General features: G+C 29.3%; 33 protein-coding genes, 1 pseudogene and 1 riboswitch. Of the genes and pseudogenes, 25 read left to right on the top strand and 9 right to left on the bottom strand.

Annotated features, from left to right (window positions below):
- The first annotated feature begins 6 nt into the window (after nucleotides 1-6).
- From CD032_RS02740 to CD032_RS02725, 6 genes are all read left to right on the top strand, one after another.
- Entirely contained in the window at nucleotides 7-621 is a 615-nt protein-coding gene (locus CD032_RS02740; protein WP_040030357.1) for a stage II sporulation protein M, read from the top strand.
- A gap of 250 nt (nucleotides 622-871) precedes the next feature.
- A complete protein-coding gene (locus CD032_RS13260; RefSeq protein WP_019469858.1) occupies nucleotides 872-994 on the top strand; it encodes a hypothetical protein in 123 nt (40 codons plus the stop codon).
- Between the two features lie 90 nt (nucleotides 995-1,084).
- Nucleotides 1,085-1,534 (top strand): GNAT family N-acetyltransferase, encoded by a 450-nt coding sequence (locus CD032_RS02735; RefSeq protein WP_019469859.1) that lies wholly within the window; start codon nucleotides 1,085-1,087, stop codon nucleotides 1,532-1,534.
- 127 nt (nucleotides 1,535-1,661) lie between these two features.
- Nucleotides 1,662-1,808 (top strand): hypothetical protein, encoded by a 147-nt coding sequence (locus CD032_RS13025; RefSeq protein ID WP_019469860.1) that lies wholly within the window; start codon nucleotides 1,662-1,664, stop codon nucleotides 1,806-1,808.
- 146 nt (nucleotides 1,809-1,954) lie between these two features.
- Nucleotides 1,955-2,257, top strand: a complete 303-nt coding sequence (locus tag CD032_RS02730; protein ID WP_019469861.1) for a hypothetical protein — start codon at nucleotides 1,955-1,957, stop codon at nucleotides 2,255-2,257.
- A 23-nt stretch (nucleotides 2,258-2,280) separates the two neighbouring features.
- Nucleotides 2,281-2,499, top strand: a complete 219-nt coding sequence (locus tag CD032_RS02725) for a hypothetical protein (protein WP_019469862.1) — start codon at nucleotides 2,281-2,283, stop codon at nucleotides 2,497-2,499.
- 397 nt (nucleotides 2,500-2,896) lie between these two features.
- Here CD032_RS02725 and CD032_RS02720 read toward each other — a convergent pair whose 3' ends face one another.
- From CD032_RS02720 to CD032_RS02710, 3 genes are all read right to left on the bottom strand, one after another.
- Nucleotides 2,897-3,130, bottom strand: a complete 234-nt coding sequence (locus tag CD032_RS02720) for a hypothetical protein (RefSeq protein ID WP_019469863.1) — start codon at nucleotides 3,128-3,130, stop codon at nucleotides 2,897-2,899.
- Between the two features lie 184 nt (nucleotides 3,131-3,314).
- Nucleotides 3,315-3,521 (bottom strand): hypothetical protein, encoded by a 207-nt coding sequence (locus CD032_RS02715; RefSeq protein ID WP_019469864.1) that lies wholly within the window; start codon nucleotides 3,519-3,521, stop codon nucleotides 3,315-3,317.
- 65 nt (nucleotides 3,522-3,586) lie between these two features.
- The gene (locus tag CD032_RS02710; RefSeq protein WP_019469865.1) at nucleotides 3,587-3,787 is read right to left on the bottom strand and encodes a hypothetical protein; all 201 of its coding nucleotides are present in this window, start codon (nucleotides 3,785-3,787) and stop codon (nucleotides 3,587-3,589) included.
- 99 nt (nucleotides 3,788-3,886) lie between these two features.
- Between CD032_RS02710 and CD032_RS13020 the strand changes: the two genes are divergently transcribed.
- The 12 genes from CD032_RS13020 (at nucleotide 3,887) to CD032_RS02655 (ending at nucleotide 10,308) form a co-directional block, all read left to right on the top strand.
- Nucleotides 3,887-4,063, top strand: a complete 177-nt coding sequence (locus tag CD032_RS13020) for a hypothetical protein (RefSeq protein ID WP_159081968.1) — start codon at nucleotides 3,887-3,889, stop codon at nucleotides 4,061-4,063.
- A 144-nt stretch (nucleotides 4,064-4,207) separates the two neighbouring features.
- Nucleotides 4,208-4,399, top strand: a complete 192-nt coding sequence (locus CD032_RS02705; RefSeq protein ID WP_019469867.1) for a hypothetical protein — start codon at nucleotides 4,208-4,210, stop codon at nucleotides 4,397-4,399.
- 117 nt (nucleotides 4,400-4,516) lie between these two features.
- Nucleotides 4,517-4,792 carry a hypothetical protein gene (locus tag CD032_RS02700; RefSeq protein ID WP_019469868.1) on the top strand — a complete coding sequence of 92 codons (276 nt, stop codon included), beginning with the start codon at nucleotides 4,517-4,519 and terminating at the stop codon, nucleotides 4,790-4,792.
- A gap of 10 nt (nucleotides 4,793-4,802) precedes the next feature.
- The gene (gene elxI1, locus CD032_RS02695) at nucleotides 4,803-5,021 is read left to right on the top strand and encodes an epilancin biosynthesis-related protein ElxI1 (protein WP_019469869.1); all 219 of its coding nucleotides are present in this window, start codon (nucleotides 4,803-4,805) and stop codon (nucleotides 5,019-5,021) included.
- Between the two features lie 557 nt (nucleotides 5,022-5,578).
- Nucleotides 5,579-5,830: a GlsB/YeaQ/YmgE family stress response membrane protein gene (locus tag CD032_RS02685; RefSeq protein WP_019469870.1), complete on the top strand. Its 252-nt coding sequence runs from the start codon at nucleotides 5,579-5,581 to the stop codon at nucleotides 5,828-5,830.
- 130 nt (nucleotides 5,831-5,960) lie between these two features.
- A complete protein-coding gene (locus CD032_RS02680; protein ID WP_019469871.1) occupies nucleotides 5,961-6,491 on the top strand; it encodes a hypothetical protein in 531 nt (176 codons plus the stop codon).
- Between the two features lie 143 nt (nucleotides 6,492-6,634).
- Nucleotides 6,635-7,123, top strand: coding sequence for a GNAT family N-acetyltransferase (locus CD032_RS02675; protein ID WP_019469872.1), 489 nt, complete (start codon nucleotides 6,635-6,637; stop codon nucleotides 7,121-7,123).
- A 220-nt stretch (nucleotides 7,124-7,343) separates the two neighbouring features.
- Nucleotides 7,344-7,532, top strand: coding sequence for a hypothetical protein (locus CD032_RS02670; RefSeq protein ID WP_019469873.1), 189 nt, complete (start codon nucleotides 7,344-7,346; stop codon nucleotides 7,530-7,532).
- A 202-nt stretch (nucleotides 7,533-7,734) separates the two neighbouring features.
- Nucleotides 7,735-7,881 (top strand): hypothetical protein, encoded by a 147-nt coding sequence (locus tag CD032_RS13640; RefSeq protein WP_231912218.1) that lies wholly within the window; start codon nucleotides 7,735-7,737, stop codon nucleotides 7,879-7,881.
- A 33-nt stretch (nucleotides 7,882-7,914) separates the two neighbouring features.
- Entirely contained in the window at nucleotides 7,915-9,051 is a 1,137-nt protein-coding gene (locus CD032_RS02665; RefSeq protein WP_438829910.1) for a peptidoglycan recognition protein family protein, read from the top strand.
- A 141-nt stretch (nucleotides 9,052-9,192) separates the two neighbouring features.
- Nucleotides 9,193-9,888 carry a YdeJ family lipoprotein gene (locus CD032_RS02660; protein WP_019469875.1) on the top strand — a complete coding sequence of 232 codons (696 nt, stop codon included), beginning with the start codon at nucleotides 9,193-9,195 and terminating at the stop codon, nucleotides 9,886-9,888.
- A 183-nt stretch (nucleotides 9,889-10,071) separates the two neighbouring features.
- Nucleotides 10,072-10,308: a hypothetical protein gene (locus CD032_RS02655; protein ID WP_019469876.1), complete on the top strand. Its 237-nt coding sequence runs from the start codon at nucleotides 10,072-10,074 to the stop codon at nucleotides 10,306-10,308.
- A gap of 99 nt (nucleotides 10,309-10,407) precedes the next feature.
- Here CD032_RS02655 and CD032_RS02650 read toward each other — a convergent pair whose 3' ends face one another.
- Nucleotides 10,408-11,712, bottom strand: coding sequence for a TrkH family potassium uptake protein (locus tag CD032_RS02650; protein ID WP_019469877.1), 1,305 nt, complete (start codon nucleotides 11,710-11,712; stop codon nucleotides 10,408-10,410).
- A 95-nt stretch (nucleotides 11,713-11,807) separates the two neighbouring features.
- On the bottom strand, nucleotides 11,808-12,545 hold the full coding sequence (locus CD032_RS02645; protein WP_019469878.1) for a poly-gamma-glutamate hydrolase family protein: 738 nt from the start codon (nucleotides 12,543-12,545) through the stop codon (nucleotides 11,808-11,810).
- A gap of 373 nt (nucleotides 12,546-12,918) precedes the next feature.
- Between CD032_RS02645 and CD032_RS02640 the strand changes: the two genes are divergently transcribed.
- The 3 genes and pseudogenes from CD032_RS02640 to merA all read left to right on the top strand — a co-directional run bounded on the left by CD032_RS02640 (nucleotide 12,919) and on the right by merA (nucleotide 15,239).
- A complete protein-coding gene (locus CD032_RS02640; RefSeq protein ID WP_307725470.1) occupies nucleotides 12,919-13,332 on the top strand; it encodes an SRPBCC domain-containing protein in 414 nt (137 codons plus the stop codon).
- Between the two features lie 164 nt (nucleotides 13,333-13,496).
- A complete protein-coding gene (hypR, locus tag CD032_RS02635; protein WP_019469880.1) occupies nucleotides 13,497-13,931 on the top strand; it encodes a redox-sensitive transcriptional regulator HypR in 435 nt (144 codons plus the stop codon).
- A pseudogene (gene merA / locus CD032_RS02630) lies at nucleotides 13,918-15,239 on the top strand (hypothiocyanous acid reductase MerA). The gene hypR and the pseudogene merA overlap by 14 nt, the downstream one beginning before the upstream one ends.
- A 106-nt stretch (nucleotides 15,240-15,345) precedes the next feature.
- On the opposite strand, the gene CD032_RS13015 reads toward merA, so the two are convergent.
- A complete protein-coding gene (locus CD032_RS13015; RefSeq protein ID WP_019469881.1) occupies nucleotides 15,346-15,522 on the bottom strand; it encodes a hypothetical protein in 177 nt (58 codons plus the stop codon).
- 593 nt (nucleotides 15,523-16,115) lie between these two features.
- Complete coding sequence (locus tag CD032_RS02625) at nucleotides 16,116-16,340, bottom strand: hypothetical protein (protein WP_019469882.1); 225 nt, start codon at nucleotides 16,338-16,340, stop codon at nucleotides 16,116-16,118.
- Between the two features lie 259 nt (nucleotides 16,341-16,599).
- Nucleotides 16,600-16,697, top strand: a riboswitch (guanidine-I (ykkC/yxkD leader).
- A gap of 53 nt (nucleotides 16,698-16,750) precedes the next feature.
- Between CD032_RS02625 and CD032_RS02620 the strand changes: the two genes are divergently transcribed.
- The 3 genes from CD032_RS02620 (at nucleotide 16,751) to CD032_RS02610 (ending at nucleotide 18,209) form a co-directional block, all read left to right on the top strand.
- Complete coding sequence (locus CD032_RS02620) at nucleotides 16,751-17,077, top strand: DMT family transporter (RefSeq protein WP_019469883.1); 327 nt, start codon at nucleotides 16,751-16,753, stop codon at nucleotides 17,075-17,077.
- Nucleotides 17,077-17,391: a DMT family transporter gene (locus CD032_RS02615; RefSeq protein WP_019469884.1), complete on the top strand. Its 315-nt coding sequence runs from the start codon at nucleotides 17,077-17,079 to the stop codon at nucleotides 17,389-17,391. The genes CD032_RS02620 and CD032_RS02615 overlap by 1 nt, the downstream gene beginning before the upstream one ends.
- A gap of 191 nt (nucleotides 17,392-17,582) precedes the next feature.
- Nucleotides 17,583-18,209: a LysE family translocator gene (locus CD032_RS02610; protein WP_019469885.1), complete on the top strand. Its 627-nt coding sequence runs from the start codon at nucleotides 17,583-17,585 to the stop codon at nucleotides 18,207-18,209.
- A gap of 103 nt (nucleotides 18,210-18,312) precedes the next feature.
- On the opposite strand, the gene CD032_RS02605 is transcribed toward CD032_RS02610, so the two are convergent.
- Entirely contained in the window at nucleotides 18,313-18,678 is a 366-nt protein-coding gene (locus CD032_RS02605; protein ID WP_019469886.1) for a DUF4870 domain-containing protein, read from the bottom strand.
- A 109-nt stretch (nucleotides 18,679-18,787) separates the two neighbouring features.
- Here CD032_RS02605 and CD032_RS02600 point away from each other — a divergent pair, with 109 nt between their 5' ends.
- The gene (locus CD032_RS02600) at nucleotides 18,788-19,366 is read left to right on the top strand and encodes a histidine phosphatase family protein (protein WP_103211154.1); all 579 of its coding nucleotides are present in this window, start codon (nucleotides 18,788-18,790) and stop codon (nucleotides 19,364-19,366) included.
- Between the two features lie 54 nt (nucleotides 19,367-19,420).
- Here CD032_RS02600 and CD032_RS02595 read toward each other — a convergent pair whose 3' ends face one another.
- The gene (locus CD032_RS02595; RefSeq protein ID WP_103211153.1) at nucleotides 19,421-19,636 is read right to left on the bottom strand and encodes a hypothetical protein; all 216 of its coding nucleotides are present in this window, start codon (nucleotides 19,634-19,636) and stop codon (nucleotides 19,421-19,423) included.
- Between the last annotated feature and the right edge of the window lie 58 nt (nucleotides 19,637-19,694).

The following is a 19,694-nucleotide window of genomic DNA, read 5'->3' as shown; positions in this document are numbered from 1 at the left end:
AAGTCTATGTTTGTTATTGATAAAGGTTTTATTATTAGATCTTTAAAAATATTTTTATTTAGTCTGAGTATAATGATCTTAACGATTGTAATTACATATAGTATCGATATGAATGTGGAAGCAATGATTAAAGGTATAGATAACGATATATCCAGTTCTCTTAAACAATCTTCAGGACTAGGTGCAGTTATTATATATATCGTAAATAATGGTTTTATAGTTCCACTACAAATGTTTTTGCTTTCACTAATACCTATTCAATTTTTATACTTCTTTAATTTGATATATAGTTCTATATTGCCAGGTATTGTGATTGGTATTTTATTAAAAATTGATTTTTATAAAGCTATAGCTAACATCATATCTGTATTTCCTCACACTACACTAGAAATTTTAGGTTTCTGTATGTTTGCAAGTGTATTGTTTCAGATAAATAAATCAATTCGAAGTAAAATCAGAGAGCTATTTAATAAGAATAATAGTAAACGAACATCTGTTATAAAATCACTTTTCAGTACAATCAAAATCTATATATTTGCAGTGATACCAGTAATAATATTAGCAGCATTTTGTGAAGAATATTTAAGAGAGTTTTTATATTCGCTTCTTACAGGTATATAATTAACAACCCATCAACAGAAATGTTGATAAGGGTTTATATTTAAAAATTTCGCAAGATTTATAGAGTTTGAGAATTAATAAAATTTGTATATAAAAGCAATAGAACAGAGATACCTGAAATTAATTAGCAATATCTTAGTAGCAACAAAATAGAAGATAATGTTCACTTAAAAAATAAAGTAATATTCATATTAAATGTGTGATTATTTTATGGGGAATAAGGTATCTATATAGTAAAGGGGAATGCTGTATGGACATAATTGGAAAAATATTAACATTTTTAATGAATACATTTTCTAACTTTGCAGGTAGTGACTCCTTGATTAAGGATATTAAAAAAGGATTTAAAGAAAATTCAAAAAAAGAAAATTAGCTATTTCCACCCGTCAGTATAATTTCTGATGGGTGTTTTCGTATTATATTTAAAAACCACAAAATATAAAATTTTGAAAGAGTGATAATTATGATTGAAAAGTTGAAATCTGTAGATGAAGCACCGATTGAACTTCTGTTATTGGCAGATCCATCAAAAAATTTAATTTTAAATTATTTAAAAAATGGTGAATGCTTTGTATATAAAGAAAATAATGAGACTTTAGGATGCTATGTATTACAAAAAATTAATCAAGATAAAATTGAATTAGTTAACATTGCAGTACTTGAATCTAAACAGAAGACGGGGATTGGTAAAAAGTTACTAGCAAATGCTTTTGAATATGCCAAGAAGAATGGTTACAAAAATATAAAGGTTGGTACAGGTAATTCTAGTATAGGGCAAATTGTATTTTATCAAAAAATGGGTTTTAGAATGTGTAATATAGATATAGGCTTTTATGATAGAAATTATAATGAAAAAATTTATGAAAATGGGATATTATGTAGAGATATGATTCGTTTTATAAAGGAATTGTAAGTAAACTTTTAGAAAGCGCCCACAACTTTAAAATTGAAATATAGACTATTTTATACACAATATAAATTTAATCGAGGGTGTGTTAGTATGAAAGCATATTTAAAACAATATTTGTGAGGACTTTTATATGAAATTTCTTAGCAAGGTGTTTGCAACTATCGCATCATTTATTGTAGATGTTATTGGAGGTAGCTTTTTTAGCTATTTAGCAGATATTACTTTTTTGAATAATGTTTTTTACAAGAAAGATAATAAAACTAAAAAGAAGGACTGAATTCACGATGACAATTTGGCTTTCAATATTGGGAATGTGGTTTTGCATAGGAATTGCATTCTTAGCCATTTATTTAAATAAGAAAAACAATAAAAATTAATGAGTAATGAAACACATAAATTTGAAAATTGAAAGGCTGTGTTTATTTGGTTTTTGTATACATAATTCTATCAGCTATTTTACTTTATTATGCAATTAAATACGGTATTAGAGACGGTTTGATTGATCATGATGCTAATAAAGAAAAACTTATCTATTTAAATAAAAGTGCAAACTTATTTGAAGAAATTGGTGATTTATATAGTGCAGTGGCTAAAGAGGGCAAATCTAAAGCTAAGAGCATATATGATAAGTCACTAGATGTATTATTGTCTGAAGTGGAGCCTAATGAAAAGTACAATACTATGATCGAATTAAAAAAACAGATAATAAATTTGAAAGATGGATAAATTAATATTAGGAGATGAATAATATGGACGTACTAAAAATTATATTTTTAATTTTATCTGTGATTTCACTCGTGATTTTTATTGGTTATTCTATCTTTACTTTTTATTATATTTTAAGTAAAAAGAAAAATGAAATGTCTGATAATGAATATCAAGAAAAACTTAAAAAGATAGGCATAACAAATGCTATAATTCTTATTGTAGTGGTTCTAGTTACTGTTGTTTACACTTTGATTCCTTGATCAATAATAAAAGGTTATAGCTCAATTGATTTAATAAAGTTTGATACAAAGCATACGTAATATTAAGGAAAAAGGAATGGTTTTAATAATAAGGGCAAATGTATGAAATGGCATTTACAGAAATGTGCTAGTAAATGCCTTTATAACAGCATTTTGAACATTAATGATTATTAATAAAATAGTAGTATATATAAAGCACGATAATAGATATTGTATCTGAAAACCCCGTAGGCATATACCTACGGGGTTATTTTTGTGTGTTATATATTTTGGGAAAGGACATTAAACTTTATTCAAGTGTAAGAAATTACTAATTTTAAATAAGTGTATTTTAAGTTTTTTAAGTGAACTTTCTATAATATCATTATTGTTGAAGTTTGCGTAGTGATGATTTAGATTAATCGTCATCATCTAATAAATTTATAACATTTACAATGATTTCTCTTGTATCAACATTAAACGAGACATCATTTCCATAACTTAGTGATTTAACTTTTATAGTATCATTTTCCAATTTTAAATATAGGGCAACGTGTTGATAGTTTTCTAAAATAACTAGTGTATCTTCGTCTCTAACTATATTATATGATCCTTTGCCATTAATTGTAACTGTCCAATTATTGAATTCCATTATACCCATCTCCTTTTATATATTATTCATCTTTTTCTAATCCTAAAATAACCATTAACACAGCTGAAATGAGCATGAATGGTACAAAAATAGATGTTATTAAAAATCAGCCAATCATGATTAGATAAAACTCATCAATTTTATATTTGCCAAATTTCATCATATCACTCCTTATAAAGTTATATTACTTCTTGTTATAGTCGTCTATCGTAACGCCGTCTTTTTCGACTTTTTTCGTGCTTGCTCGTATTAATAAAATTGCATTACCCATAAAAATTATTGCTAATATTAATAAAATGGTAAATCCACCAATATTTGTATAATTAAAAATAATGAGTGCTATCATTAAAATGATATTAATTGTATGGTGTATAGCCATTCTCTTATTCATTTTCTCCACTCCTCAAATATTAATCCTCTGGTTTTTAACATTTGGAATCAAAGATTTGTAATGAACTACCTAGCATTATTGTATTTTGACTCGAAATCCATGAGTGCAATAGTATAATTTTTCCACCATGAATCTTTTTCGTAATATTCTAAAAGTATTTTTAATTCCATAATACTATATGTAACTGTGCAATCTGCAAATATTAAAGGATAGGATAGTGTATGTCCTTCATACCAAAAGCCCATATCAACAATTAATCTATTCAAATTATGTCAACTCCTAGAATGATTTGGATGGATACAACATATATTTTATAAAAAGTATGTTAGGATTGAAATAATATTATAATAAAAAGGAGTATTTATATGTGGAATAATATTGAGATAGTTGTTTCATTTATTATATTTGTAGGTGCACTCATATTTGCTGTTTATTCATTTTACAATAATTCTATTACAGCAGGTATTGGTGCTTTAATTGTGACTACAGTAAATATCTATTACATAGTTCAAGCATTGAGAGACAAAAGAAAGAGAAGATAATTACTAAGTGTAGGTATTGTATTAAATAATTATAGAGACATCGCATAATTCAGCACATTATTAATAAATCAAATCAATATATAAGTTTATGTAATACGAGTGAGGTATTTTTTCTAAAATATTAGTGTAATAGGAGTGAGAAATTTGAAAAATAATATGGATACGAGTTTTATAATTGCTAATTTTATGAATATAATTTTAGTACTATTGTTTGCTTTTGGCGCGTTTAATCACCTTAATAATTTTTTTACAGTGATTTTTGCAATAATAACTGTTTTAAATGCAGGCTTTTTAGTTTATAAAAGTATCGAAATTTCAAAGAAAAATAACCATTAAAAGCCTTAACTAAAGTATTTTCTACACTATATAATCCACTGACAGAAATTTAAAAACATAAATACTAATCTTAAGTATTTTAAAATGATTGTTCATATAGCATTTTGGAGGTATTTTATGAATCATGAAAATGATAAGAAAAAATATCAGAAAATAGAAGTTATAGCAAACACTTTTGGCATAGTAGCTTTGATCTTAGTATTTGCCTCATTGATTCTAGCTTTGATTTTTGAATGGAAATTTCTAGACTATGTTGTTAACGGGTCTGGCGTACTTATTATACTAAGCTTAATCATAAGTGCGATACCGCACGTTATGGAAAAAAATATCAAGATAATAGTTTTTGATATTATCTTTATCGTAATAATAGCGATTATATTTTATAGTTTATAAGGGGTTATGTATGAAATTTATCACTAAAATTTTAGATGTTTTAGTATGGATATGTGTTATTTTATTGTTTAGTAAGTATATTGTTAAATATGCAAATATGATGTTTGATTGGAATTTAAGATGGTATTTTCTTGAAGATATTCCTCATTTAGCATTGATATTATTTATTTTACTATTTATATTTGCAGTACCTTCTGAAATGATAAAAGAAAAACATAATAATGAATAAAGTTTTACATATATTTTTGTGTTGTTAGAAAAGAAGACTTGGAATGATTTTGACGATATTAATCATATTTTTATTAATTAATCTCTTGCCAGCTCTATATTTTGGCAAAAAATATAGTGATTTGAAGAAGAAAAATACATCAAATCAAGACTTTGAAAAGTTATCAGATTCAATGATGCATGCAGATAAATTTATAATACCATTGTTAGTCATTATAGTTATAATGCTTTATTGCATTAAATGAAAAAATAAAATTATAAGATGAAATCAAGCGCATGTTACAAATTTAAGATTTACATTATCGTCATGTAGTTTTATAATTAGTTTTGCATGCCCACGGGTGTGCGAAAATGAGGAGATGGGTTTTCTGTGTGCCCTTGGGCATGCAGAAGATTCATAACTCCCGTTATAAGGCCCCTTTTATTAGGGGTCTTTTTGTGTTTAAAAACATTGATTACTATTTACGTAAATAAAGTAATTGTGGTATTGTATTTTCATGTTGGTTATCGTAATATTCATGTGTTTAAAAATATACAAATAAAAAGGAGTTTATGCATATGAGTTTTATAATAATGATCATTGTAGGTGGCCTAATTGGCTGGATTGCAGGCGCTATCGTAGGTAAAGATATTCCAGGAGGTATCATTGGTAATATTGTTGCTGGTCTAGTTGGTTCTGCGATTGGTAGTAGATTGCTAGGTACTTGGGGCCCAGTATGGGGCGGCGTACCAATTTTTCCAGCGTTGATTGGGTCAATTGTATTTATATTTATCGCTTCACTTATTATTAGTGCGCTAAGAAAAAAATAATTAAGATAAAGCGACTTACAAAAAGTTAGAAAAAATTTTTATTATAACGGGTAGAAATTATGATCTTTTTTGTAAAGATATTACGATAATCAACGACCATCTCACATTTATATTATAAAGGTGGTTTAGTATGATAAACATTATTTCAGCTATTGGTTCTATTGGAACTTTTATAATGGCACTATTTTATTTTGTTTCAGTTTCAATACAACTGTACCAAATGAAAATAAGTTTTATTCCTGCGCTTGGATTTAATCAAATTTTACTTTCTTTAGATAAAGATAATCAACTACAAATGATTAATACAAGTTCTGATTCTGTTGAACATCAAGATTATTTAAAATTGTTTAATCTAGGTGGCGGGGCAGCAAAAGATATTGATATTGAAATAATTCTTAATGAAGATAACGTAATTCAAAAAAAATATGTAAGTATATTACCAAGTAAAGAAGGCTATTTATTACCAATTAATAAAGACGTTTTTGATGAGTTGCAAAGTACTATTCAAAATAATGGTTATGAGTCTAATTTAAATATTAGAATTAATTATTATCATAACGTTAGTAGAAAAGTAAAAACAATTATACTCAATGGTAAATTAGATAGATTTAATACGTATGATGAGAAAGAACTTTATGAATTACAATTTATTAATAAATAATACAATTTATGCTTTGTGCATATATATATAAACATTTTATGAAAAACACTCATTAGATAACTTTAGGGTTATGGTGAGTGTTTTTGTTATGTTTTATGACATAGATTTGCTTTAAATATACAATAAAGCAGAGGTGAAGCGATATGATAAGACAAGCACGACAATCGGATTTGCAATCGATTTTAACTATATATAATCATGCAATATTAAATACGACTGCAGTTTATACATATGAAGCAGTAACTATTGAAGAAAGAGAAGTTTGGTTTCATGAAAAATTAGAGCAAGACGAACCCATTTTTGTATATTTAAAAGGTGACAAAGTTGTTGGATTTGCAACATATGGCTCGTTTAGAAATTGGCCAGCGTATCAATACACTGTAGAACATTCCATTTATGTTGATCCAGAAACGAGAAAAGAAGGTGTAGCTTCACAACTGTTAGTTAAATTAATTGAAGAGATCAAAAACAGAAATTATAAGACAATTGTTGCAGGTATTGACGCATCAAATAATGCTAGCATTAAATTACATGAAAAATATGGTTTTGAATTTTGCGGAAATATAAAAAGTGTTGGTTACAAATTTGACAGATGGTTGGACTTAGCTTTTTATCAATTGATATTGAAATGACTATGTTTAAAGCCAAATGATGGTATTTTAAGCAAGTAATTAATTTATTATAAAAATCGAACTAAAACCAGGTATTTGAAATAGAAAACAAAAGTGGTAGTTAGTTTAATGTATGGAAAGGGTATGGATAAATAAATAATATGACCTTTTCATAAGAGATTTATGTTTTTATGTAATGATACGGTTTGAAGATCTTATTAATATGACTTGGGGTGATTGGATGGCTGTGTTTGCGTTGTTATTTCATTTAGTCTGTTTAATTATTGTTTTAATCGCAGGTTTTAAAGCATTAAAAGAGTTCAAAAAACCTATGAATCAACGTAATCAAAGAAAAATTGATTCTATCTTAATACTTGTGTTAGTGGTGGCTTTGATTGCGATATTGTCTAGTGTTTTTACAGATATTTAATAAAACGTCGTTGCTCAAATGAGCGACGGCTTTTAATTTTGCTTTAGAAACCTCAAGTATCTTTAATATGAAGTATAAAACAATATTTCATTTTGTAATTAATTCAATATTAATATAGAATGAATTAAAGAAGTTTTGTAAATGAAATTTTTTGTTACATACATATTAACCGTATGAATATTTTATTTAAGGAGATATCGTTATGAAGTTTAGATTTAGTGTTTCATTGTTATTAGTTTCGAGCTTGCTACTGTCACAAACTGCAATTGCAGCACAAGAAAATAAAAACACGCAAGATACGAAGAAGAATGATACACAAAACAAAGAAAATACGAGCAAGGCCATTTAATATGAAAAAGCTCAAAAAATGAGTCCACAGCAATTGAAAAATGCATTAACGCCAGGAGATTTAAAGTTACATAATAAAGATGGTGAACGTCAAAATACTGAAATGAGAAGTTTTTCGGCTAATCGAGCGTATCAAGATGTAAATACATACATAGCAAATAATAATATAAAACCAGCTAAAATCGTACAAGATTCCAGAATGAATAACTTACCAAAGTATAATTATAAATCTGGTAAATACATTGGTGTAGTAATACATGAAACTGCAAATCCAAACAGTACAATCGATGGTGAAGTAAACTACATGTACAACAATTATAATAGTGCGTTTGTGCATGCGTATGCGGGTAGTGATAAAATTGTTCAAACTGCGCCAAGTCAATATTTAGCTTGGGGCGCAGGTGCTAATGCCAATCCATATTTTTATCAAATTGAATTAACAAGAGCTAACACATTTGATGGGTTCGCAAGATCTGTTAATAACCAAGCATATTTAACTGCAAAAATGTTGAAAGCCAATGGGCTACAGCCTTCGCTTGCTGACAATAATCAAGGAACAGGAACAATTATAAGTCACAATGCGGTAAGCCAATATTGGGGTGGTTCAGATCATTCAGATCCGGTTGGCTATTTCGGACAATGGGGATATAATATGAACCAGTTTTACAGTTTAGTACAGAAACATTATAAATCTCTATCAGGTGGAGGTAGTGACGGAGCAATTACTGGCAACACATATAAAGTATCAAAAGGTGATACGCTGTATAGCATTTCGAGAAGAAGTGGTGTTGCAATAGATAATATTAAAAAATGGAATAAACTAACGAGCAACACGCTTTCTGTAGGGCAAGTACTGAAGTTGAAAAATCCTAGCACCCCAAGTGATTCCATTACTGGCGATTCACACAAAGTGGTTGAAGGAGATACACTATATAATATTTCAAAACGAAGTAAAGTAAGTGTGGCAAACATAAAAAAATGGAACCATTTAAAGTCGGATAATATTAGTAAAGGACAAATTTTATATCTAGTTAAGACATATACGGTTAAAAAAGGTGATACATTATATAGCATTGCTAAAAATCAAGGTACCTCTGTAGATAAAATTAAAAAGGATAACAAGTTGAGTTCTAATAGTTTAAAAGTAGGCCAAATTCTAAAAATAAAATAGAAGCGTTGCATAGAACGAGCATCGTCTAATAAGACGATGCTCGTTTTTGTAATAAATTAAAAAATGTTTTTATGAATATAATTGTGAACGTCATAATTTCGTGTTACTTTAATAATATAAAGTTATGGGTGGGTTTAGGAAATGAAGCAATTCAGTTTAATCATATCATTATTATTTTTATCAGTGATCCTGACAGCATGTGGTAACAATGAAAAAAATAATGATGACGTTGAGCAAAGCAGTAATACAAACAAACAGGATGAAGATAATAATCAACATGAGGAACGACAATCTACAGAACAAAGTGAAGCAAAAAAGGATCAGTCGTTACATCAAGATTCAGCGGCTGAAAATGACAAGAATATGGATTCAAAAGCTAAAACGAAAAACGATAATGCTTCAAAAATGAAAAATAATGATAATAGCAAAAGTTATTTAAATGGTTTAAGTACTTCAAAAATCGAATACGCCCGTATTTGGCATCAACTAGGAATGATTAAAGATGTCAAAAATATTTATGTCAAAAAATATCCAAAAGGAACGCCCGTAAATAAAAATGCGGAAAAGAGCGCATTGTATCCTGAGGATGTCGTTAAATTAGAAGCGCCAATGAAAGTGGGTGGTTCGATAACTTATAGTAGTAATGGTGATGGAACTATTAATATTTATAAAAAAATACCATATAGATGGGAATCAAATGCGTCCTCGAACACTGAGGATATTTATCAAGACACTAAAAATGCAGTTGAACAAGATATAGAAACGGTTGAAATTAATGCTACAGACAATGCGCAAATCAAAAGGTTGGCCCAAAGTATCCAATTGGTTAATGATTGATTAGTTGTGTTTTAAAATAATTACAAATTTTGAAGTATTTTAATCATGATTTATCTGGAATTAACAATTCTCAGTATTTTATGATTATATATAGTGTGATACATTATATGTAATTGAAGTGAGTGCATTGTTAGCGTATTATATAGAGCGTTTGTAACGTTAAATTAAGTTGAGGTGATACAGATGTTAACTAAAGGTATTAAATATCCATATGTTAAATTTTTATTTGATGTGATTGGCATTTTATGTGCAATAAGTGTATTAGTGCTTGTGTTTGTTAACGGTTTTATCAATAATCAATCTGGGAACTTTAGCTTAGGATTTGATGTATCTGGTACACATATGGTGATTATGAATGCTTTGGTATTAATGACTATGATTTGTGCGATAATATCTACAATTTTAAGAAAAGTGAAATAATGTTATTAAGATTTGATTAGACGATACTGAAACGAATAGCGATGTGAAATAGCAATAGACCAGAAATTAAAAGCTAATTTCTGGTCTATTTTCATTTCTTTATAGATGTACATTTTCTTTAGCATAATGAAATTTTTGATTTTTTTCAGTAATAAATAATTGGAGGAATGTAAGTATACCAATTTTACCAATTAACATTGTGAGTACAATAACTATTTTCGTAGGGCTATCATAAAACGTCGTGAAGTTCATCGATAGCCCAACAGTGCCGAAAGCAGAAATGACTTCGAATAATACTTTAGTATAAGATATTGCTGAATTTAAATAACTTACTATAAATGAGACGATTATAACAAATGCACCGGCAGAAAATGTAATGGCCACGGCAGTTTTTAATGTGTGCTCATTTATAGATTTTTTGAAAATAGAGGGGTGCTGTTCGTTTCTTAATGTACTTTTTATAAATAATAACGTTAAGACTAAAGTTGTTACTTTTATACCGCCTGCAGCGCTGATAGGGGCGCCACCAATAAACATTAAAAGCATTAATAATATTGAAGTAGGTGGTGTGATTTGCCCAATATCGACACTATTAAAACCAGCAGTTCGGGTAGTAACAGACTGAAAGAATGAAGCGCCAAGTTTTTCTAAAAATGACAAATGTGCCATAGAATGGTTATATTCTAAAAAGTAAAATACAACCCAACCAATAAGTATCAGTATGACAGATGTCGTTAATACTATTTTTGAGTGTAGGGTTAATTTACTTAACTTTCTAGTTGTAGCGACGTCTAAAAAGACAAGCGGTCCAATACCACCCATGATTATAAGAATTGGAACGATCATAGTTATTATAGGGTCATTAACAGTGCCCATCATATTGTCACTAAATAATGAAAAGCCAGCATTATTAAAAGCAGAAATTGAAGTAAACGCACTTAAAAATATTCCTTTACCTAAGCCATATTTTGGAATAAATGAAAGTGCGATACATATTGCCCCAATGAATTCTGTAAGGATACTATAAATGACAAATTGAAGAATCAATTTGATGACGCCGCCAGGTGATTCAATGTTCCAAGTTGTCATAATCAAATAACGGTTTCTTAAACTGATTTTTCGATGCATCAGAATAAGTGTTAAAAGTGTTACAGTGACGATTCCTAATCCGCCAATTTGAATAAGTAATAAAATAATTGTATCGCCTAACCAATTAAATTGACTAGATATATCTATAGTCGCTAGGCCAGTAACTGTGAAAGCACTGGCAGAGATAAAAAATGCGTCTACAAAATTTAAAGGTTTTACGCCTGTGATTGGTAAATATAACAATAAGGTTCCAACGATTGTGGTGAATGAAAACAACATTAAATACATATATAATGGTTTGTTTAATAGTCTCATTTTTAATGTCCTTCGTATTTTAATAATCAGTATTTTATACTCATTATTAAAAAAAGCAAGTCAATTGATACAAGTAAACTGAAAAAAATAAAATTTTATGTTCGTGAACGAATACCTTTAGTGACAGCTTCTGCGAAATCATAAATTGAATCTCGGTATTTATTTGTATTTTCTCTCGTTTCTCTGTTTAAGTTATCCTTTTTGAAAAATGATTTTCTAATAGATGTAGATATTTCCAGTTGAACACCTGAACCAGAGTCGTTTTCATTGATGAAATTTTTAGAAGAACGACCGTTAATATTATTGGGACTTTTTTCTACATTAAAACCTTCTTTTTCTAATTCTTTTTTTATAGATTGCGCCATTTTTTTATCTTGGCCACCTATATAAACGATATCTTTATCGCCTTGAAATCCGTGTATAGAAATAGATTCTTGTGAACGATTAGTCATTTCGTTCAATTTAGGGTCGTCAAAATTGGTAGATGTAATATGCAATTGTTTGTTATTTGATTTTAATAATCCTTCAAAACTATATAAATTAAAGTCACCTTTTTTAGAAATGATTTTAGCTAATTCAGAGGTTCCTGGTTCTATACCACCACCATGAATAGCAGTGATGAGAATATCTTTATTGTTTGTTTTTTTAATATTTCTTTGCCAATCACGCTGTTTCACTGTGTCTGATTTTAATTGCGCGAAATTTTGATATTTATCTTGATTTGGTGCCTGGTTATTGTTCCATATATATGTAAAATATAGACTAATTAGTATTATGCCAACAATAACAAGCATAATTAAATAGTATACGTAAGTGCTTAGAATATTTTTCATAATTAACTCCTGAACAAAAGTATTTACTAACTAGTAAAGTATAACAAATTTATTAATACTATATAGATTATATGTTATTTACAATTATGTTAATGGCATTGTAATGAACTTTATATTTTGGGGTATGAAATATATAGAGTAAGAAGATAGATTGAAAATAAGACACCTTTGGTATTTTAAACACAACAATAGCGACTGATTGGAAAATGCAATATATAGTGGTGGGATTTTTATAACACACAAGTTTATGATTTTCTTTATCATGTAAGGCTAAGTCTTTTCTTGTTCGGTCAATCATGCTGTGTGTCTTAAGACAATATAATTATGTATTTTCATTGATGATTATAAAACGTTTAACTTTAAAAGAAAGGTTGTGGATCTTTTGGATATAGTAACTAAAATGCAAGTAAATGTATCTAGTAATCAAGTATTTGAAGCTTTTGTCAATCCAGAATATATCGGAGGATTTTGGTTTACTTCTAGTTCTGAACGTTGGGAAGAAGGTAAAACGATTACTTTACGATACGAAGCGTATAATGCTGAAATCGATATTTTAATAGAAAAAATTGTTAAAAATGAATCAATTCATTTCAAGTGGGGCAATAATCATGTGACTATTGAATTGGATGGTGATGATAATCACACAATTGTGACTACTACCGAAAAAGATATTGAAGAAAACGAGGTAGAACGTTTATTAGGTCAAAAAGAAGGTTGGGTATATATGCTTAGTTGTCTGAAATCATATTTAGAATATGGCAATAAAATAAGCGGTGCATTATTGTAACTGTCCAATAAGGATTGAAGGTGTGGTCAATGTTTAACATTGAACGTTCTTTCGATCTTTTTTAATACGCCTTTCAAATATCAAAACAAAACTTTTGCACAATATAGTTTAATATGTTTAAATGTAACTATAAAAGTTTCAATTAAACGTAAAAGGTGATTTCTATGAATTTAGAATTCAATATTGCAGTTCATTTACTGACTTTTTTGCTAAAGCACTATGATGAGCGTTTTAGCAGCAATGAATTAGCAGAACGTATCTGTATTAATCCGGTTCAACTACGCAGGGTAACACGTAAGTTAAACCAACATCATTATTTAGAAACTTCAAGAGGTAAATTTGGAGGATACCAGGCTAATGATATGACAGCAAATGTCAACTTGTCTGAACTATTTGTGATGTTTAAAGAAGACCGTTCGGAAGGACGGTTATTTACTGGTGATGCAGGCAGTGATTGTGAAGTTTCAAAAGAAATAGGCAACACGATGTTTAAGTTTTATAAAAAAGAAGAAGAACTATTAATTCATTATTATCAAAATGTAACGATTAAAGATGTCTTAAATGAAACAATTAAGGAGGATAATTATGAAAAAGTATGATTTATTAATTATTGGATTTGGTAAAGGTGGTAAAACTTTAGCGAAATTTGCGTCTGGCCAAGGAAAAAATGTAGCTGTAGTTGAAAAATCTCAAAAAATGTATGGTGGTACATGCATTAATATAGGTTGTATTCCTTCAAAAACACTTGTACATGAAGGATTAGCGCACGGCTCATTTGAACAAGCTTTTTCTAGAAAATACAATGTAGTAAATGCGCTAAACAATAAGAATTATCATAACTTGGCAGATGATGATAATATCAGCGTATTAGATTATACTGCAGCATTTAAATCTAACAATGAAGTAGAATTATTAGATGAAAGTGGTGAGGTACAAGAAACAGTTACTGCCGAAGATATAGTGATTAATACAGGTGCACAACCAATTATTCCGTCTATCGAAGGTGTAGAAACATCACAACATTTATATGATTCTACTGGCATTATGGAATTGGCAACACAACCTAAGCGTTTAGTTATTGTGGGCGGAGGTTATATTGCTCTAGAATTTGCTTCTATGTTTTCGAACTTTGATACACAAGTAACAGTTTTAGAGAGACATGATGATATTATGCCTAAAGAAGATAAAGATGTTGTGGCAGAAGTCAAAAAAGATCTTGAAAATAAAGGTGTTAAGTTGGTATTTAATGCTGATACAGAGCGTTTTGAAGATAATGCATCTGGTACGACAGTACACACAACGCAAGGTAGCTATGAAGCAGACGCGGTATTGTTAGCTACTGGTCGTCAGCCTAATACAGACTTAGGTTTAGAAAATACGGATGTTGAAATTGGTGAACGTGGAGAAATCAAAGTAAACCAAAACTTACAAACGAATGTGCCAAATGTTTATGCATTAGGTGATGTTAAAGGCGGCATGCAATTCACGTATATATCATTAGATGACTTCAGAATTGTAAAAGATCAATTATTTGGTAATGGCGAACGTACTACTGAAAATCGCAGTGCTGTGCCATACACTGTATTTATTGATCCACCATTATCACGTGTAGGTTTAACAGCAGATGAAGCCAAAGCGCAAGGTTATCAATTTTAGAAAATGCAGTACCTGTAAACACAATACCTCGCCATAAAATAAACAACGATACAAGAGGTTTGTTTAAAGCAGTAGTTAATAAAGAAACGAGTGAAATATTGGGAGCTACTTTATATGGCTTACAATCTGAGGAAATTATTAACTTAGTAAAATTAGCAATTGATCAACACTTATCTTATGAAGTATTAAAAGAAAATATTTATACACATCCTACAATGGTTGAATCATTTAATGACTTATTTAATATGTAAGGCAAATATTTTTAACACTTATTAAAAAATGTCGAATCAAAAAGAGCAGGGTTAAGAAATCTGGTTTAACTGGATTTCTACCCTGCTCTTATTTTTATATTAAATTTTATATAATTGATCTAATAATCTGACCTATAAATCCAAAAATACCAATGATTAAACAGACAACGCCAAAGCTTACTAAACTTTGTTTTTTGCCGACACCTTCATTTTTAGGTGTGCGTTTATTTATGATGAGCAACACAATACCAACGATAATGAGTAATATTGAAACAATCCACATTTTGCGTCCCTCCTTACTTTTATCGATAAAATAATAATGCTTTTACTATATATTTACCCTGTTAACTACTAAAATTAACGCATTCCTTGTTCTTTACACATTATATGTGATGTGGCATCAAAAACCTATTTAAATATATTATAAATGATTATGTAAAGTACGGGTATAAAAAGCTATAAATAGATTGATAAACATTAATTTGAGGATGTAGTATGAAGAGAATTGGTTATATTTATGTATTTGCTACAAATAAACTAGAAGGTTTTTAAAAATATTTCACTCAAATGGTTGGATTAGGCATAATAAGATTAAAGCAGTTATAAATGCTAACACACATATAGTGATAGCAAAATACAATGGTAGTGTCGAAGGATTGGTTCGAAATTTATCAGGCAGTGTTTTTAACGCGTCAATTTATGACGTTATCGTGGATAAATCCTATCAAAATCATAGTAATAGATTATGACAGTGTTCATAGAATGATTATACAATTAGGTGGGAGTCGTGTGTACATTTGATTTTCAAAAATTAAAAGGTGAGTATACTGATTAATGTCTATCAGTTATACTCACCTTTTTGGTCGAGAATTTAGATTATAAAATATTGTGGCTCACATCCTCATGTGAATAGTTTTTCAATAAAGAACAACCTAGTGGATGATGACCATTGTCAACGTAATGGTTGATTTCTTCAAGTACATCTAAAATTTCATATTCTGGAGTATTTACATCAAACGTATATTTGAATACTTGTTTCTTGTCAGATAATACAGTAGCAACGAGTTCATTGTTTTGCATTTTGTAATTTAACAATTTCATAATAATCCCTCACTTTTATCAATATTTTGGTCTTGCTAACGGAAGTACTCAATTGAGAATAAGTTTCATTAACAACACTATTACATTATAATTATTATAATGTAATCCTTATTATACATTAAAATACATAAAAAGTAGAGTGTTTTGGCCTAAAAAATAATTTAAAACGCTTTCTTTTTAAGAATTAATATAATTTATTATAAAATGAAGTATCTGAACTTGAAGTTTAAAGTGTAATTTGATACGATTTCATTAATTGAATAAACCTTTCTAGGGTTCCACAACGATGGTGTTGGTTCGGTCCGAGAGAAAGGCACATATTTATATGTGACACGGAAGGATAAAAGCCTGGGAGATAGTATAGATAACTATCTCCTAGGCTTTTTTAATTTTTAAAGGAGGAATTTGCTATGAATTGGTTAAAAATTGTTATTGCAGCCGTCTTTGAAGTGGGCTGGGTAATTGGTTTAACTCATGCTTCATCAGTATTTGAATGGATTTTGACAGTGATTGCTATATTTTTAAGTTTTTATTTACTTATAGAAGCATCAAAAGTATTGCCAGTGGGTAGCTCTTATGCAGTTTTTGTAGGACTTGGTACAACAGGCGTTACGTTATGTGATTTTATATTCTTTGGTCAACCATTTAATCCAGGGAAAATAGTATTAATCATAACATTGTTGCTAGGTGTAGTTAGTCTGAAATTAGTAACAACAAATGAAGGAGGGCGTTCATAATGGCTTGGATTTTATTGATTTGTGCAGGTGTATTTGAAATGCTTGGTATTACATTTTTGAATGCTTATGTACATAGTCGCAAATATCAATCGCTCGGTTTGATGTTAACATTCTTTGCAATTAGTTTTTTAGCATTATCTATTGCTATGCAACAGTTGCCGATGAGTACTGCATATGCTGTATGGACCGGTATTGGTGCTGTTGGAGGAGCAGTTTTGGGTATGGCTTTTTATAAAGAATCAACAGATATTAAACGGATTATTTGTATTCTTGTTATATTAGGGAGCACGATTGGGTTGAAATTATTAAGCTAAAAACGAATTAACTTGAATCACAACAATTAATTTTGCTGTTCCAAGCTTTTTAAATATTGACTAATGATCTCAATTTGAATTTAGTTCATCTATTATTGTCACTTTATAATAAACGGATAGTAAAAGATTTATTTCGCGTGTTGCGATACCGTGCGCATCTTGATAACATAATTAAGGTGGAGGTGCAGAATATGGAAGGATTAGCCGCATTTATAACAATTACATTAATGATTATTATCGTTCCAGGACCTGATTTTTTCGTCGTGATGAAAAATTCGATCACATCTGGTAAAGGTAATGGCGCAATGGCAGCATTGGGCATAACGACAGGCCATGTTGTTTACTCTCTACTAGCGGTATTTGGTATTATTTTTATTTTGGCTAATATGTATTATGTGTTTTTAGTGATTAAAATACTGGGCGCTTGCTATCTTATATATTTAGGTATCAAAAGTATTATTAGCGCACGTCAAAGTATGAATTTTTCAACCACACAAATGAAAGCACAACAAATAAGTTATTTAAGCTCATATAGACAAGGTTTCTTTAGTACCATTTTAAATCCCAAAGCATTACTCTATTACATAAGTATTTTGCCGCAATTTTTAAGTGCGGGCGATGGTGTTACAACACAAATAGCAGTGTTATCTGCGATTGTAACAACGGTTATTTTATTATGGTTTATTTTCTGTGTATATATTTTTCAATACATTAAATTACTTTTTGCAAATAGAAAGATTAAAGCTATTTTTGACTATACGGTAGGAGCAGTATTGATTGGTCTGTCGCTTAATTTATTATTTAGCAAAAGTAGTTAATCTAGATTTAACTAAAAAAACAGCTTGAGGAAGTTAAAACTTTCCAAGCTGTTTTTTAGTATATTTTCATGGCTATCTAATATTCAAAAACAAACGATTTATCTTAGGGGTTAAAATAAGCATTTTCAGAAATTAATACTTTGATGCCACGATAAACATTTTTAATCGTATACCAAATCGTGAGTATAATTAAAATAATTGCAAAAATAATCGTTATCACTATAATTGTTTGATGTTGTTGATTGACTAGCATACCACCTAAACTTGCAATGATAATAATAAATATTGGCCCTAAATATGTGATGATATGATAGAATAACGATTTAGCAGCATGCGTTGATGCTGGTTTGTCAGCAAAAATCCAAATGATGATGGGTAATATGATTGGTGCGAAAAATATACTAAAATAACTTACAGAAGCTAAGACACGTCCTGCTTGTGCATCTGATTTTAAAGGTTGTTCATTCATTTTTATCACCTCACATTTAAAGTAACAAAAATAAATCTTGTTTTATAGAAGTTATACTTCATCTAACAAAAATGTTACCTTATTTAAAAATGTAAAGGAGTACAAACATATGAAGTTATACTTAATTCGTCATGGTGAATCAAAATCAAATTATGATAAAAAAGAAGGAAATCATTATTTTTGTGGTCAATTAGACGTTCCATTAACTGAAAAAGGCGCTCGAGATGCACAATTATTACAACATCATTTTAATAAATTAAAAATTGATCATATCTATATGTCTGATTTAACAAGAACGAGACAGTCTTATAATGCAATTTTTGATAAAGATATTCCGGCAAGTGTGACGACATTACTGAGAGAACGTTCTTTAGGTAAGTTTGAGGGCGAAAAAGTGAGTGAAATTGAACAAGATACTCAATTTGCAACATATTTTAATGGCGGCCCTAATAGTTCGTTTAGACACAGTTTTACTCAAAAAGCACCAGCAGGGGAAAGTTATGAAGATGTGTTACAACGTGTAGCATCATTTTTTAAACAAGAGCTAGATACATCTTTAGATACGGTTGTAATCATTGCCCACCAAGTTGTAATTAGGTGTTGTTTCGTTTACTTAGGCTATGAAAATAAAACATCTGTGATAGATAAGAAAATTGAAAATTGTGTACCTTATGAAATTGAGCTATAGTATCGATAAAATATTGTATTAAAAAACCTGAACTGTTTACCTATTCAGTTCAGGTTAATATTTTTTTGCTGCTGTTAAGCTATCGTGAAATCCTTGGAATATAGTGTTGATATTGTCTAAGAAGCTACCAACAATAACTGCGAGTATGACGTAAGTAATACTTAAAGCAATGGATTTATATGAAATTACGCCATAAGTTTCTTTTTTCTCAAAGAAATTAAAAGCTATGAAGACAGCAGCCATGGCACCTAGTAAAATCGTAATTACCATAGTGCGACCTCCTTAAAAAGTTTTCGGCTGTGCTCCTATGTTTACTATGTTCAATCTT

Origin of the sequence: Staphylococcus cohnii subsp. cohnii (assembly GCF_002902365.1) — a bacterium.
GTDB classification, from domain to species: domain Bacteria; phylum Bacillota; class Bacilli; order Staphylococcales; family Staphylococcaceae; genus Staphylococcus; species Staphylococcus cohnii.
This window is presented reverse-complemented; position numbering and strand designations above follow the sequence as displayed.